Annotated in this window: 11 protein-coding genes; 5 read left to right on the top strand and 6 right to left on the bottom strand. The window is 42.8% G+C overall.

Annotation, left to right across the window (positions count from 1 at the left end):
* Positions 1–6 precede the first annotated feature (6 nt).
* The 3 genes from ACTF5Q_RS02015 to ACTF5Q_RS02005 all read right to left on the bottom strand — a co-directional run bounded on the left by ACTF5Q_RS02015 (position 7) and on the right by ACTF5Q_RS02005 (position 2990).
* Complete coding sequence (locus ACTF5Q_RS02015; protein ID WP_438953031.1) at positions 7–1284, bottom strand: glycerate kinase type-2 family protein; 1278 nt, start codon at positions 1282–1284, stop codon at positions 7–9.
* Positions 1271–2248, bottom strand: a complete 978-nt coding sequence (locus ACTF5Q_RS02010) for an HpcH/HpaI aldolase/citrate lyase family protein (RefSeq protein ID WP_153693980.1) — start codon at positions 2246–2248, stop codon at positions 1271–1273. Before ACTF5Q_RS02010 ends, ACTF5Q_RS02015 begins: the two co-directional genes overlap by 14 nt.
* Before the next feature lie 103 nt (positions 2249–2351).
* Positions 2352–2990: a LuxR C-terminal-related transcriptional regulator gene (locus ACTF5Q_RS02005; RefSeq protein WP_438953030.1), complete on the bottom strand. Its 639-nt coding sequence runs from the start codon at positions 2988–2990 to the stop codon at positions 2352–2354.
* A gap of 177 nt (positions 2991–3167) precedes the next feature.
* Here ACTF5Q_RS02005 and ACTF5Q_RS02000 point away from each other — a divergent pair, with 177 nt between their 5' ends.
* The 5 genes from ACTF5Q_RS02000 to glyA are packed head-to-tail and all read left to right on the top strand — an operon-like array spanning position 3168 to position 10532.
* Positions 3168–4415: an aminotransferase class V-fold PLP-dependent enzyme gene (locus tag ACTF5Q_RS02000; protein ID WP_438953029.1), complete on the top strand. Its 1248-nt coding sequence runs from the start codon at positions 3168–3170 to the stop codon at positions 4413–4415.
* A gap of 34 nt (positions 4416–4449) precedes the next feature.
* Positions 4450–5649, top strand: coding sequence for a malate--CoA ligase subunit beta (locus tag ACTF5Q_RS01995; protein WP_020044192.1), 1200 nt, complete (start codon positions 4450–4452; stop codon positions 5647–5649).
* Positions 5646–6536 (top strand): succinate--CoA ligase subunit alpha, encoded by an 891-nt coding sequence (sucD, locus tag ACTF5Q_RS01990; protein ID WP_153692411.1) that lies wholly within the window; start codon positions 5646–5648, stop codon positions 6534–6536. Before ACTF5Q_RS01995 ends, sucD begins: the two co-directional genes overlap by 4 nt.
* Before the next feature lie 31 nt (positions 6537–6567).
* Positions 6568–9213, top strand: a complete 2646-nt coding sequence (locus ACTF5Q_RS01985; RefSeq protein WP_438953028.1) for a phosphoenolpyruvate carboxylase — start codon at positions 6568–6570, stop codon at positions 9211–9213.
* A 23-nt stretch (positions 9214–9236) separates the two neighbouring features.
* On the top strand, positions 9237–10532 hold the full coding sequence (gene glyA / locus ACTF5Q_RS01980; RefSeq protein ID WP_438953027.1) for a serine hydroxymethyltransferase: 1296 nt from the start codon (positions 9237–9239) through the stop codon (positions 10530–10532).
* A gap of 63 nt (positions 10533–10595) precedes the next feature.
* On the opposite strand, the gene ACTF5Q_RS01975 is transcribed toward glyA, so the two are convergent.
* Genes ACTF5Q_RS01975 through ACTF5Q_RS01965 form a run of 3 tightly spaced genes read right to left on the bottom strand, consistent with a single transcriptional unit; the run spans position 10596 to position 15966 of the window.
* Positions 10596–12971 (bottom strand): DUF1989 domain-containing protein, encoded by a 2376-nt coding sequence (locus ACTF5Q_RS01975; RefSeq protein ID WP_438953026.1) that lies wholly within the window; start codon positions 12969–12971, stop codon positions 10596–10598.
* Positions 12971–14941 carry an ABC transporter permease gene (locus tag ACTF5Q_RS01970; protein ID WP_438953025.1) on the bottom strand — a complete coding sequence of 657 codons (1971 nt, stop codon included), beginning with the start codon at positions 14939–14941 and terminating at the stop codon, positions 12971–12973. Before ACTF5Q_RS01970 ends, ACTF5Q_RS01975 begins: the two co-directional genes overlap by 1 nt.
* A gap of 2 nt (positions 14942–14943) precedes the next feature.
* Entirely contained in the window at positions 14944–15966 is a 1023-nt protein-coding gene (locus tag ACTF5Q_RS01965; protein ID WP_438953024.1) for a quaternary amine ABC transporter ATP-binding protein, read from the bottom strand.
* Position 15967: the final 1 nt, after the last annotated feature.

Here is a 15967-nt window from a genome sequence, read left to right as displayed (position 1 = left end):
AGCGTGCTACTGAGAAACTATAAGGATCTGCACATCTGCTACATTAGTACCAGTGGCTCCAGTATGCAGGAGGTCATTGGATATTTTCAGAGCTTTGTTACTGTTATTTTCTGCTAAGAAATCATAAACTTGATAACCTTCGCTAAGAATACGTTTACATGTTTCTTGATCAACAATAGCCCCGGCTGCTTCGGTTGGGCCATCTCGTCCGTCTGTGCCTCCTGACAGAAAAGTCCATGATTTTCTGATCGGGTCTTGATGAGCTAATTCAGCAACAATTAACGCGAGTTCTTGATTGCGTCCCCCTAGGCCAGAGCCTTTGATTTTAACAGTTGTTTCACCACCCCATACTATGGCGGTAGGTTTAGTACTCGACTCAATTTCTTTTAATTTTTGATGAATTTTTTTTGCTGCATCGTTTACATCGCCAATCAATGGCTCGTCTTCAACAAATGTCACAAAGCTTTTGCTTAAAAACTCCGCTGAAGCGTGAATACTTTCTCGGTTATCGCCGATCAAATAATTAACTGCATCATTGCTTTTTCGTTCAGATGTTTTTGCTTCGAAGTGGTTTAGTATATTTTTTGGAATTAACTTCAATAGGTTGTTATTGGCAAGAATGTCTAAAGCGCTTTTTTTAGTACCTAGCGGGCTTACGGTTGGTCCGCTTGCAATCACCCGTAGGTCATTCCCAATCACATCCGAAAGAATATAACTTGTTACTGGAGCTGGATCCGCATAATGCAGCAAGCCACCGCCTTTCAACTTTGAAGTTTGTTGTCTAACATGATTCATCTCATCAATACTTAATCCACTGCTTAATAGAATTTCATTGAGGACTATTTTGTCCTCTAGGTTAACTCCATCGACAGGCGCTGGCATCAAAGCAGATCCCCCCCCGGATACTAGGAAAAGAACTTGGTCATCTTTACCGACCTGTTCCAGTGCAGCGATCACGCGTTTTGATCCTAATTCTCCTGTCTGGTCAGGCACGGGATGTCCAGCCTTAAACATCTCACAATTTTCAACATTTTCTCCATTTTCTTTGTGAGTTATGCAAATACAGTTATTTGGTCTATCCAGTAGCTCTCGTAGACCTTTGATCATTGCTGGAGCTGCCTTACCAACGCCTATAACTAGTGTCTGTCCGCCGTTTTTTGGTTTTGGTATACCATTTTTTTTGATGCAAGATTGAACTGCTGTAAAAGGGTTTGCCCTTTCAACAGCAGCTCTATAGGCTTCTACAGCGTTGGCTTTTAATGCGTTAAGGTCATCGACCGGCAATTTGCTTTGCTTTCTCAACAAGGACTTCAGCCTGCTTTATAGATGCGTAATCTATAAGCCGTCCATCAAGAGATACCGCACCTTTACCACTTGCTTCCGCATCAGCCATAGCTTCTAAAATCCGGTTTGCTTTAAGTATTTCGGCATCTGATGGGCTCATTACTTCATTTGCTAATGCAATTTGACTCGGGTGAATTGCCCATTTCCCTTCGCATCCTAAAACAGCAGCCCTCTTTGCGGCTGCTCGGAAACCATCCGGATCTTGGAAATCTCCAAAGGGTCCATCTATTGGCCTTAACCCATTTGCACGAGCCGCAACGACCATACGTGCTATAGCATAGTGCCACATATCACCCCAGTGAGTATCCCGTTCCTCACCCTCTACTTTATCTGTTAGCACTGAGTAATCCGGATGCACACCACCAATACTAGTTGTACGAGCTCGGGTAGAAGCGGCGTAGTCAGCAACTCCAAAATGTAAGCTTTCATTGCGTTTCGAAGCCGCTGCAATTTCGGAAACGTTTTGCATGCCTAATGCCGTCTCAATTATATGTTCAAAGCCAATCCGCTTTTTATAGCCCATTGCATCTTCAACTTGGGTTACCATCATGTCGACGGCGTATACATCAGCAGCGGTTCCTACTTTTGGGATCATTATTAGGTCTAATCTTTCTCCCGCTTGCTCGACAATGTCGACTACATCTCGATACATATAGTGAGTGTCTAGTCCATTAATTCTGATGGACATGGTTTTGGTGCCCCAGTCTATTTCATTCAAAGCCTTAATGATGTTTTTACGTGCTTGCTCTTTCTCATCTGGAGCTACTGCATCTTCTAAATCTAGAAAAATAATATCTACATCGGAGTCCGCTGCCTTTTGAAACATATTAACTTGAGAGCCCGGAACCGCGAGTTCGGATCGGTTCAATCTGGCTGGCGCCTGCTCAATTGGAAAAAAAGACATTTTATGGTTCCTCCTACATATTAAATTGTCTAATCGTGCTCATTGACTATAAAATTTTTACTGTCAATAAAAAATTATGCATGCCAGTGTACACAACGTTCTTTCATTCATTTAGTTTAGACTTTGACTTGTAATAGTGTGCGATGGCTTGGGCTCTATTTTTTACGTTAAGCTTGTCAAATATGTTTGATATGTGAAACTTTACCGTATTGGCTGAAATTTCCAGTCGAGTAGATAGCTGCTTATTTGTCAACCCTTCAGAAAGTGCTTCGATTATTACTCGTTCTTTACGGGATAGTGTGTTGATTGGATCATTTCGTAATTCCCTTACATCTAAAAATGGAAATACCATTTTACCATTGGCGACGTCCAAGCAAGTTTGAATAAGGGTTTCTATTGGAGAGGATCTTGATACAAACGCAGCCGCTCCAGCTCCCATTGCCTGTCTTGCAATATCCGGATCACTCCCATCGCCATATATTATTGTTTTTGGTGGAATACTTTGGCTTCGTAATACATCTATTAATTTTTCTGCACCAAGGTCTCTTATATTCCAATCGATAATGCAGAGCTGTACATCGATGCGTAAAATCGTTGCTAAAAATCCTTCGGAAGTGCCACTGGTCGCTACGAGAGAGAATCGCGAATCCTCCTCAAAAGTTTCAGACATTGCTGAGAGTACTAATGGATTGCTATCACACAATATTATATCAATTGGCTTGGTATTATCTAAGTTTGACATCTTGTCCTTCTGCAAAAACTACCCATTAAGGTGGTTATTTCTGGATACATTTGTATATATAGAAAAATGGGTAGGTAAAATCCTATACCTAAAGTTACCCAAAAGCAATAGTTAGAGGTGTTTTCTTTTTTATTGAATGATCTAAATAGCCCTGCAGAACAGTTGCAAGGAGTAGTCATGTCAAACGAAAATATTTTTCCAAAACTAGAAATACCTCAAACAATAGCTGCTGGCCCAGGGCCGGGTAACACGGACGCGAGAGTGTTAGCTGCTTTTTCAAACGCTGGCTTAGCGGACCACATGCATGCAGACGTTTTGCGAGGAATGATAGAATGTAAAAAAATGTTGCGTGACGTTTGGGGCACAAGCAATATCCATACATTTGGAGTCGCTGGCACTGGATGGAGCGGTCTTGACATGATGTTTAGTGGTGTTCAGCCAGGCGACAAAGTTGTCATGTTCGTAAACGGGACTTTTTCTGGTATTGATGCTTTATCGGCTCGAATGAAAGCAGCGACTGCGGAAGAGATGGCTCAAAATTCTCTCAACCCTGAAGCATCGTCAGTTATTACGATCAATGTTCCACATGGACAGTCGGTTTCGGGTGACATCATTGAGAAAGCTTTAAGTGAGCACAAACCAAAATGGGCAGCAATGGCGCATTGGGAAACTGGCTCAGGACGAATTAATGACATAGAGGGCTTCAGCGCCGCTTGCGAAAAGTATGGCGTTCTTGGCCTTGTTGATGCTGTATCTTCCCTTGGTGTTTCAAACTTTAGAATTGACGACTATCCGGGTATCCATGGTTGGGCTTCGTGTCCCCAGAAGGGTATCTGTTGTTTGCCAGTAACCTATGCTCCAGTGTCTTTCAGCGATCGTTTTATTGAAACGGTTCTTGCATCTGGTGCTCGTTCATTTGTTCATCACCCTGTAATGGAAGCTCGTCATTGGGGGATCGTCGAAGGCAAAGATGTTGAGAAAGGTACATACCATCGAACCCATTCTGCTTATGCAATAGCTGCCTTTCACGAGGCATTGCGGATAACTCTGGCGCAAGGTTTAGCTGCACGCTCTGCAGAATATGAATACCATGAGAATGCACTTCGGTCAGCGGTAGAGGCTATGGGGTGTGAAGTAACATCCAATATGACTTCTTTAGTTGTATTAAATCTGCCAAAGGACTTGGCCGGTAGAGAAATGGAACTTGTACAGCATTGCCGAGCGCAGAATTTTGGAATTTGGCCGACTTTATCTGAACCTGTTCAAGTTAGGATCGGTATTCTAAATCTACTGACACGCGAGTCTGTGACTGAGATAGTAGATCGGTTTGCGCAGGCGATACGTGATTTAGGTGGCAATATTGATGACGCTTTTGTCAAAGAGGCTCTGAATTCCTCGTATAATGTAGCCGTTGCAGCTGAATAAGAGAAAAATTTAAAGTTTTAGTTGGAGAAAACAGATGGATATCCACGAATATCAAGCAAAAGAAATACTGGCAAACTTTGGTGTCGGCGTGCCTCCGGGAGCTCTCGCATATAGTCCAGAACAAGCTGCATACCGGGCTCGAGAGCTTGGAGGCGATACATGGGTTGTAAAGGCGCAGGTGCACGCAGGAGGTCGCGGCAAAGCCGGCGGTGTTAAGGTTTGTCACAGCGACACAGAAATTGTAGAAACATGTGAAAACCTATTTGGAAGCAAATTAGTCACTCATCAAACAGACTCCAACGGTAAAGGTGTTTACCGTGTATATGTGGAAGGTGGTGTGCCAATTGATAGGGAAATTTACCTCGGATTTGTTCTAGACCGATCATCCCAAAGAGTAATGATCGTAGCCTCTGCAGAAGGAGGCATGGAAATTGAAGATATATCGGCGGAGAAACCCGATAGCATCGTGCGCTCAACCGTTGAGCCAGCAGTTGGCTTGCAAGATTTTCAATGTAGGCAAATAGCTTTTAAACTAGGTATTGATCCGGCTTTAACTCAAAGCATGGTTAGGACGCTGCAAGGTTGTTACCGTGCGTTCAGAGAGCATGATGCAACCATGGTTGAAATAAACCCTCTGGTAGTCACTGGGGATAGCCGGATCCTGGCATTAGATGCTAAAATGACATTCGATGATAATGCCCTGTTTAGGCACCCTCATATTTCGGAATTACGTGACAAAAGTCAGGAAGATCCAAGAGAAAGCCGTGCCGCTGATAGAGGGCTTAGCTATGTTGGATTAGAAGGCAATATTGGCTGCATAGTAAATGGTGCTGGGCTAGCTATGGCAACGATGGATACGATCAAGCTAGCCGGTGGTGAGCCAGCTAATTTTCTTGATATTGGAGGTGGAGCTACTCCTGAGCGAGTTGCTAAAGCTTTTCGTTTGGTAATGTCGGATGACAATGTACAAGCGGTCTTAGTAAATATCTTTGCCGGTATAAACCGTTGTGACTGGGTCGCTGAGGGTGTTGTTCAGGCACTGCGTGAAGTCCAAGTTAATGTTCCAGTTATCGTACGTTTGGCGGGCACGAATGTGGAAGAAGGACAGAAGATTTTAGCAAAGTCTGGGCTTCCAATTATCAGAGCGACAACATTGATGGAGGCAGCTGAACGATCAGTCCAAGCTTGGCAGAGTGATTCCATTGGAGAACCTAAATTGAGGGCAGTAAAATGAGTATATTAATTGATAGAAATACCCCCGTGATTGTTCAAGGTATTACGGGCAAGATGGCCCGTTTTCATACCGCAGATATGGTAAAATATGGCACTAACGTTGTTGGTGGAGTTGTTCCGGGGAAAGGTGGTATGGAAGTAGAAGGTTTGCCAGTATTCGATACTGTTGCTGAAGCCGTTGAGAAAACTGGTGCAGAAGCAAGCCTAGTATTTGTTCCTCCACCCTTTGCTGCTGACAGTATAATGGAAGCTGCTGATGCTGGCATAAAATATTGTGTGTGCATAACTGACGGCATTCCTGCGCAAGATATGATACAAGTAAAGCGGTATATGTATAGATATCCAAAAGAAAAACGTATGGTCCTGACCGGTCCTAACTGCGCTGGTACAATTAGTCCAGGCAAGGCCTTACTTGGAATTATGCCTGGTCACATTTACCTGCAAGGTAATGTTGGCATCGTTGGTCGCTCAGGTACCTTGGGCTATGAAGCTGCTGCACAGTTGAAGGCACATGGTATTGGTGTATCTACATCTGTAGGTATCGGCGGTGACCCAATTAATGGTTCATCTTTTAAGGATATTTTGCAGCGTTTTGAAGAAGATGACGATACTCACGTGATTTGTATGATTGGTGAGATAGGTGGGCCACAGGAGGCAGAGGCTGCGGCATACATAAAAGATCATGTTAAAAAGCCCGTTGTTGCCTATGTTGCCGGGTTAACTGCACCAAAAGGCAGAACTATGGGACATGCTGGTGCAATAATTTCTGCGTTTGGCGAAAGTGCCAGCGAAAAAGTAGAAATTTTGTCAGCTGCCGGTGTGACCGTTGCTCCTAATCCTGCAGTAATAGGAGACACAATTGCAAAAGTAATGAAGGAAGCAGCTTAGATCAAAAAAGCACGCTAAGATAGGTCAAACCATGTTATCAGTTGCAGAACAGGCCCACTCTATTCAAGATAAATCCTATGCAAGCGCTCTACAAAAGCGCTTGCATGATTCATGGTTTAAAGTTTTGGATAATCGTGCTCCTGACGTTTCTAAGGAAATAAGGTCTGGTAATTATCTTTGTAGGTCTGATCAGTTTTGTGACATGTTTCAAGCGGTGACAATCTGGTTTCACCTGTCTCAAATACTGGATGAAATTCTAAACATTCGAAGGTCTAGGCGCTCAGGCTATAAAAGTTCCACCGGTGTTGAACCTACGCAGTATGATTTTAGGGGAATTTTATCAGAGAGTGACCCAGAAAATAGAAAACATCTTTTAGGGATCGTTCGAAAAAATAAACTTTCGATTGGGCCTACAATAACGGCTCATCCCACTGAGGCGAAACGTGTTTCAGTACTAGAGATTCATAGGCGTATCTATCAAACTTTGGTTAAATTTGACAGCTTTAGATGGGGCCCAAAAGAAATACTGCAACTAGAAAAAGACCTTGAGGGAGAAATAGATTTACTGTGGCTAACGGGAGAGTTGCGATTAGAAAGACCTTCATTAGAGGCAGAGATCGAATGGGGTTTACAGTTTTATAAAACCAGTATTATCAAGGCGTTGCCACGTGTATTCGAAAGTTACGATGATGCTGTTAAATCTGTTTTTGGAAGGCAAGATATTGATCATTTTGACCTTCGTTTCCATTCTTGGATTGGTGGAGACCGAGATGGCAATCCCAATGTTACCTCAGAGAAAACTTTGTTTGCTCTCGAGTCTGCAAAGGAAATGGTTCTATCTGTTTATTCAGAAAGTTTAACTGAAATTGCATCCCAACTGAGCATTTCTAATAAGATTATGCCCTTATCTGAAAGTAATTTCATGACTTTGAATGAAATAATCAGAGTGCGATCAAGTGATCCAGAGAGCTTAATACGCCGAAATCCAAATGAAACTTTTCGCCAAGCGCTGACGGGAATGAACCAATGTTTGGACGATGGCAGATATAAATACGTTAAAGATTTCATTGCTGATTTAAGAGCTATTGAGGCTGCATTACATTCAATTGGGGCTGTTAATATTTCAGATAAGCTTGTTCGACCTCTCAGATGGCAAGTTTCTGTTTTTGGTTTTAGCGCCCATACGTTGGATGTTCGGCAAAACTCGGAAGTCGTCACTAGAGTGCTTGAAAATATTTGGAGCACTCTTGGGACATCAATCGAGCCTGAGTCCGAAAGCTGGCTAAAACAAATAAAAACAGAGCTAGTGCAACCTAACCTTCCAAAATTAGACAAATCCCAATTAACTGAAGAGTCTTTGGAATTGATTTCTCTTTTAGAGTTAATATTGACAGTACAAAATGGATCCGACCCAGAAGCTGTTGGACCATTTATTCTTTCTATGACCAGGTCAGCTGCAGATATTTTGTCCGTTCTTCTGCTTGCGCGTTATGCAGGTTTTGGTTCGGAAAAACTATCTTTGAAGGTAGTACCACTGTTTGAGACCATAGAGGATCTTGATAAGGCGCCTGAGATTTTGAGGCAAGTTTTTGAATTTCCAATCGCAGCCCGAAGTTTGAAGGATGCCGACGCATTTATGGAGATTATGCTAGGCTATTCAGACAGTAATAAGGACGGTGGCTTCCTATGCTCATCGTGGACACTTGATAAAGCACAAAGAGCTATAACCCGCGCACTTTCAGAAAATGGTGTAAAGCCAAAATTTTTCCATGGAAGAGGCGGGTCGGTAAGTAGGGGAGGTGCTCCGACTGATCGAGCAATTGCAGCTCAGCCCAAGGGAACGCTTAATGGTACGCTTAGGCTGACTGAGCAAGGCGAGGTTGTTACCTCAAAATATGCTAATATCGGTACGGCTGCAACTCAGTTAGAACTTCTTTCGTCTTCAGTTTTGCATCATTCTACTCTGCCGAATGTTTCAGCTGTAGATCCAGAGGCAGAAGACGTTATGGAAGCGCTTTCAAGTTTAAGCCAACTTTCGTATCTAAATTTAGTTAACCACAGTGATTTTGTATCTTATTTTAATCAAGCAAGTCCGGTTGATGAATTGTCACTGTTGAAAATTGGTTCTCGACCTGCAAGGCGATTTGGGGCGTCCAGTTTATCAGATTTGAGGGCGATACCGTGGGTTTTTGCATGGAGCCAAAATAGACATTTGATTAGCAGCTGGTATGGATTTGGAGAGGCTGTTAAGAAGTTTTGTGAAATAAGAGGGTCATCAAGTAAAAAAGTTCTGAGAAAGGCCTTTAGTAGAGTGCCACTTTTCCATTTATGCATTGATGAAATCGAAAAGTCTCTATTATTGGCAAATATGGAAATAGCGCTACTTTATAGTGGGTTGGTGGATAATAATAAAGTTGCCGAGGTAATATACAGTAAGGTTAACCAAGAATACCGATCTTGTATTGAAGTAGTAGAGGAATTAACTGAATGTAAGATTGGCTTCAGATTTCCAAATATAGTCGCGAATATAGAAAAGAATGCTGGTCAATTAGACTGGGCTCATAAGACGCAGGTAGAATTGTTGCGGCAAGTGAGGAAAAATGATGTTAATGAGCACCGAATACAGCTGATGCAAAGTATGAATTGTATTTCAGCAGGGCTGGGTTGGACAGGATAAAGAGTAAAGGTAAGGAAACGCAAATGAATGTACTTCACAAACAAGATGGATTTTTTACTGAACAGTTGGATAGCAGTGATAATGATTTATTCAATGCGATCAGGTCTGAATTAGGGCGTCAGAGAGAAGAGATTGAGCTTATTGCGTCGGAGAACATAGTTTCGCGCGCCGTGTTAGAGGCTCAAGGTTCCGTGATGACAAACAAGTATGCTGAGGGTTATTCGGGCCGCAGATATTATGGTGGTTGTGAATATGTCGATATTGCTGAAAATCTTGCAATTGAAAGAGCTTGCAAACTGTTCAATTGTAACTTTGCAAATGTTCAGCCGAATTCCGGTAGCCAAGCTAACCAGGGTGTTTTCCAGGCCCTTTTAAAACCAGGTGATACAATACTTGGAATGAGCTTGGACGCAGGTGGACACTTAACACACGGCGCCAAACCGAACCAGTCTGGTAAATGGTTTAATGCTGTTCAGTATGGTGTTCGTAGAGATACACTTGACGTAGATTATGACGAAGTGAAGCGGCTAGCTTTAGAGCACAAGCCTCAAATGATAATTGCCGGTGGTTCTGCTATTCCCCGTAAGCTTGACTTCAAAAAATTCCGTGAGATTGCTGATGAGGTCGGTGCATATTTACTAGCTGATGTAGCACATTTTGCTGGCTTGATTGCAGCTGGAGTTTATCCATCCCCATTCCCCCATGTGCATGCTGCTACTAGCACAACACACAAAACGTTGAGGGGCCCAAGGGGTGGTATTATTTTGACTAATGACGAAGCGATAGCTAAAAAAGCAAATTCAGCTATTTTTCCTGGTATTCAAGGTGGTCCATTGATGCATGTGATTGCTGCGAAGGCTGTAGCATTCGGTGAAGCGCTTCGACCAGACTTTAAACTCTATCAACAGCAAGTTATCAAAAATGCGAAAGCTCTGGCAGACACCCTCATGACAGGGGGTCTGGATATCGTCACTGGTGGTACTGATACCCATGTCATGCTTGTAGACCTAAGGCCTAAAGGTGTAAAAGGGAATGCTACTGAAAGTGCACTCGGTAGAGCTAACATCACGTGCAACAAAAATGGGGTACCATTTGATGATGAAAAGCCGACCATAACCTCAGGCGTTCGATTAGGTAGTCCAGCCGGAACCACTCGGGGTTTTGGTGAGGTCGAGTTTCGGCAAATTGGTGAATGGATTATTGAAGTTGTGGACGGTTTGGCGGAGCATGGTGAAGGAAACAACGGAGCAGCCGAAAAACGTGTAAAGGCGGCTGTAAAAGAGCTCTGTGCAAATTATCCATTGTATCCAAACCTATAATAAAAGTTAATTTAACAGGTTAACTTTACACAACAGGAAACTTATAAAATAGCATTAAGGTAACTATGTCCCATAGTTACCTTTTACTCTCTCCTTGGATGGGTCAAAATGCGGGAATGGACAAATACTCGCCTTTATCCTCTTTTGGTGACCATCCAGTTGGCCGACCTCAACATTTGTTCCAACTAAAGAGTGCGATGCAGAGACACGACCTAATGCTATCACTTTACCCAAAATAGGGGATTTCATAGCCGAGGTTACTTCCCCAATTTGCGCCTTTCCTATTCGAATGCAATCCCCGGGAGAGGGGACTAACCCCCCAGTAATTTCTAACCCTACCAATTTTCTGTGGGGATGTTCTTTGCGCTCTTCTATAGCTGCTCTGCCAATGAAATTATCTGTCTTTGATTTTAGCGGTACAGTAAAACCAATTCCTGCTTCATATGGATCGGTTTGATCATCAAACTCGCTGCCAGCAAAAATAAGACCACCTTCTATTCTGAGCATATCCAACGCTTCTAAACCGAGCGGTGTAATTCCGTATTCTTCCCCTGCTTTCCAAACACAATCGAAAATCTCTGTGGCATCTTTTGGATGACAGAAGATTTCATATCCTAATTCACCGGAATATCCAGTTCTAGATATTACAACGACTTTTCCGTGTACATCGCCAATGCGAGCAATCGAAAGCCTAAACCATCCTAATTCATCTATAGTTGGTTGTTTAGGAGGGGTCCAAAATACTTTTGATAATACCGCTTTCGAATGTCGGCCTTGTAAGGCTATGTTATGCAACTGATCAGTAGAATTCCTCACCCAAGCGTTTAAGTTGTTTTTCGCAGCCTGTTCTTTAAGCCATAATCCTGATGTATCATTGCCGCCAATCCAACGGAAATTTTCATTTCCCAGACGGTAGATCGTGCCATCATCGATCATGCCACCGTGTTCGTAGCACATCGCCGTGTAAACAACTTGCCCAACACTAAGCTTCTTTACGTTTCGAGTTACACAAAGTTGCATTAGTTCTTCAGCGTCTGGTCCTGTAACTTCATATTTTCTAAGAGGAGATAAGTCCATTATTGCTAAGCCATCTCTGCAGGCCCAATACTCTTGGATAGCGCCGTGGTTCGTCATTGTATTTGGTAACCAGTAGCCATTGTATTCTACAAAATCTCTTGTGTGTTTCGCGAAGCAATCGTGAAATCCGGTCTTTTTTGTTTCTTCCACCGCGGCCTCCGTTGATTTTCTGTATCCAATTGATTTCTTGAAAGTTTCTTCACTTTTGTATGTGCGCACCTGAATGTCTGTTGGGACCCAACCATTTGCCGGATCTATGTCGCACGGGCAAGCGGTTGAAACGCATACTAAGTCAGTCAATGCGCGAAGCATAACGTAGTCACCAGGTCTGGACCAAGGCTCATCCATTGTTATTGCATTAGCGTCGTCTAAAATCGTGTTAAAAAAGAAATTTATAGCAGGCCATCCTGCTCGTGGATGTACGTTATAAGAATTGAGTTTTTCAGTTATATTATCCGAACAATTCAAGTGACCTGGATAACCGAGGTCTTCGTAATAACGCGCGGTACACGCTAAACCGAATGTATCGTGCCGTCCACAGGTGTCTTGCACTATTTCAACTAATGGTTCCTGGTCTACGCTCCAGTATTTACTGAATATTCCAGGAGCGGGATAAAGGTTACCCATAAGTGAACGGGTAGTGGTCGGATCGATATCTCTTTCCAAACCTTGGTCAAGTGCTCTCAGTGAAAAGGCTTGAAAATCACTACACTCTCTTCCCTTTACATCTAGTACCTGAATAAACTGCCCTTTTTTAACTTCGTAAGTTTCAGCTACACCTGGTTGAATATTTATATCTAGGATCGGATTTGCCAGCGGTTCCGGTGGTAAAATTTCTTCCTCTGATAATTTAAGTTCATTTCGTTTTATGTAGACAATTAAATCTGTTAAAGTTTTTTGAGAGTCAGCAGGCATATAATTACCAACCGTTGCAACAATCAAAAGACCATCACACTCGGCTGTAAATTGTACCATATCCCCAGGATATGAGCCTTCAGAAAAAACTTTAATGCCGTCCCCGATGGAAAGATCAAAACCAGACTTTTGAAGTGCATTTAAAACTTTATGGCCTGATTCAGAACCATTGGCTAGCGTATCGATGATGCCTTTGGGTTTTCCACTGCCTTTTGCTCCCAGGTAACCGGCACTTGAGGTCTTATCTGGTGCAAAAAATACTAGCTCGCCAGGCTGCAAGCCATCAAAATCCAAGACGCAAATTTGATCGCCTGCATAGATTGCTAAGGCTCTGGAACCTCCTCCAGGTATTGGGTGGCGTTCCGTACCTTTCGGTAAGATGGGAACACCAGGCGTTATGATGCCCTTTCTTTCAAATGGAGTTTCAAAAATTGGTTTCACGTTCATTAGCCCAAACCCAATGCTTGTTTTCGAGTTTCGGTCCATTTGGTAATTATAAAGTCGAAGCTGAGTGCCATAAGAGAGACATTCATGCCCAAAACAAAGTTTTTACCGAGTTCTGTGCCTGCTAATGTTCTTTGCAACTCTTGACCTAAGTCTTGAGTCCCAATGAACGCGGCGATGATAACCATGAAAAAGGCAAAATTAATGGCCTGATTGAAACCCACGCCCATTGTCGGCAATGCTAGAGGAAGTTGTACGGTCAAAAGTTTCTGGAAGCGTGTTGCCCCCGACATATCGGCGGCCTCTACCATTTCTGGAGGAACTCCCCGTAACCCCTCGATTGTATATCTTGTTAGTGGAACCGCCGCAAAAATTAGTATTGAAAATACGACAGCAACATCATTGACACCGAAGAGCATAATCGCTGGAATAAGGTAAATAAAACTTGGAAAAGTTTGTGCAGTGTCACAAGCAAGCAGTATTCTTGATGACCATTTGGTTGATCTTGCCGCGACTATCCCCAGTGGTATGCCAATAAAGGTAGCCAGCACCACAGCGGAGATTACTGTATATAAAGTGATTACTGAGCGGTCCCACCATCCCGTGATTGCGACAATCGTAAAGAAAAGCCCGGCTATTAGTGCCTCTTTTTTGCCCGCAAGATACCATCCCAAGCCCATTATAATTAGTATAAACGCAGGTGTGGGTATCCAAAGTAAAGAGTTACGAAATGGTATCAAAACCTTAACGTTTAGGAACCAGCGCAACCACTCTGTGGTATTCTTTATGCTGTCAATCGCTAAAAACCCCTTTATGATTTTGTCTATTTCTTTGCCCTGAGAGAAACTTTGTTTGCGTGTGACTTCTGCTAAGATTGGAATAAGTTGTGACAGCAGCAAGAAAAATACGAAAGCTAGAAGCGATAGCAAAAAATATTTATGTCTCTGCCACCACTGGGTGCCTCGGTCAAAATGGACCGGCTGTTTCATGACCCATGCCTTAGACATTCGGTCTAGCATAATAGCGAATAAAACTATTGTTATTCCGATTTCAAAACTACGGCCAATTTTGAATGAACCCATCATAGCTAATAGTTTAGCCCCTAAGCCAGGCATTCCTATAAACGCAGTAAGAACTACCATTGCAAGGCACAACATAATAACTTGGTTAACCCCAACAAGTATCTCTGTTCGTGCTGCGGGTATGTAAACTCGGCGAAGCATTTGCCATCGAGTGCATCCACTCATGTGCCCAGCTTCAACTATTTCGGTTGATACCTTTCTTAAACCAAGTGTCGTCATTAAAATCATTGGCGGTACAGCAAACATTATTGTGGCTACAGCACCAGCAGTTGGCCCAACTTTAAAAAATATGACCGCTGGAAGTAGGTAGGTAAAAAAGGGTAGTGTTTGGAGAACACTTAATATTGGCCGAATAGACTTATCAAATGTTCGAAATTTCCAGGCAGTGATGCCCAAACCCAGGCCTATTAGAACAGCGAAAGGTGCGGCTAGGGTCAATACGGACATCGTTTGCATCGCGATCTTCCACTGACCAATAAGCGCGGTCCATACGAAGGTGACCAGGGCAAGTAGTGCAAGTCTCACTCCGCCTAAATAATAAGCCAAAACAACAAAAGACGCACATACAGCGGCCCATGGAATAGGTCCCAATTTAGGCCATCGGTTCCTTCCGTACAAAAGATTAGCTGTAATGTCTAATAGGACTTCTAAGCCGCCTGAGATGGCGCGAGTAAGATCAATAAGATGCAAGTCATCTTTTATGAAATTGAAAATCAGATCCAACCAAACCGCTAAGGGAGGGACCAAAGCCTCTGGAATGCGTATTAACCAAGCTGGTAAAATTCCTCTTGATAATAAAAATGCAAGGGCAACCAGTAAAAATAATGATGCGATACCTGTGTTCGTATCGATCGCTTTTAGGTCCATGCCATTTTGGTTAAGTTTTTTCATAGTTATTCGCCAAACACTATATCAAGTGCTATTTTTCTATTTATTTGACCAACTAGTTTATCATCAGTGTCTTTCACCGGAATAAATTCCCGTGTATCTGATGCGAGAATTTTAGCTACGTCTCTTAATTTCTTATTTCCGTAAAGTGCGTTTTTGGATGATCGGGGTTTCCCCGTTGGCTCCATAATAGCTTCAACGTTAACAACGCGTGCTTTTTCAACGTCTTCTGTGAATTTTCGTACATACTCCGTTGCTGGATTAAGTACTATTTGGTCGGGTGTAGAGCATTGTTCTATCATTCCATCTTTCATGATTGCTATTCGATCGGCCAACCTGAGTGCTTCATCGAAATCATGAGTTATAAAAACAATTGTTTTTCCAAGAAGGCCCTGCAGTCTGAGAAATTCGTCCTGCATTTCTCTTCTAATTAACGGGTCAAGTGCGGAAAAGGGCTCGTCTAAGAACCAAATATCTGGTTCAATGGCTAAACTTCTAGCTATGCCAACACGTTGTTGTTGTCCTCCTGATAATTCTCTTGGAAAATATTCTTCTCTTCCCTCTAATCCAACCAGCTTTATTACCTCTAATGCCCGCTCCCGGCGAGTATATTTATCCTGTCCACGCATCTCGAGTGGAAATGCAACATTTTCTAATACGGTTCTATGTGGAAGCAGCCCAAAGGATTGAAAGACCATGCCCATTTTTGAGCGGCGTAACTCTATAAGTTCCTTTTCTGTTAGGGACATAATATCTTGATTATCAACCGATATTGTGCCGCCGGTTATATCATGCAGTCTGGAAAGGCATCTAACCAAAGTGGACTTACCTGACCCAGATAACCCCATGATGACTAACATTTCACCTTTATGGACATCGATTGAGACATCCTTGACGCCAGCTATATATCCATCTTCCTTTATCTGTTCAAAAGAATAATCAGCCGAAATTTGTGATAGATATTTTTTCGGGTTTGCACCAAAAATTTTCCACACATTCTTAGCCGATATTACAGGTTTTTTGGCCATC

Source organism: Candidatus Salinivivens marinus, from assembly GCF_965655845.1.
Lineage (GTDB): Bacteria > Pseudomonadota > Alphaproteobacteria > Rhodobacterales > Rhodobacteraceae > Salinivivens > Salinivivens marinus.
This window is presented reverse-complemented; position numbering and strand designations above follow the sequence as displayed.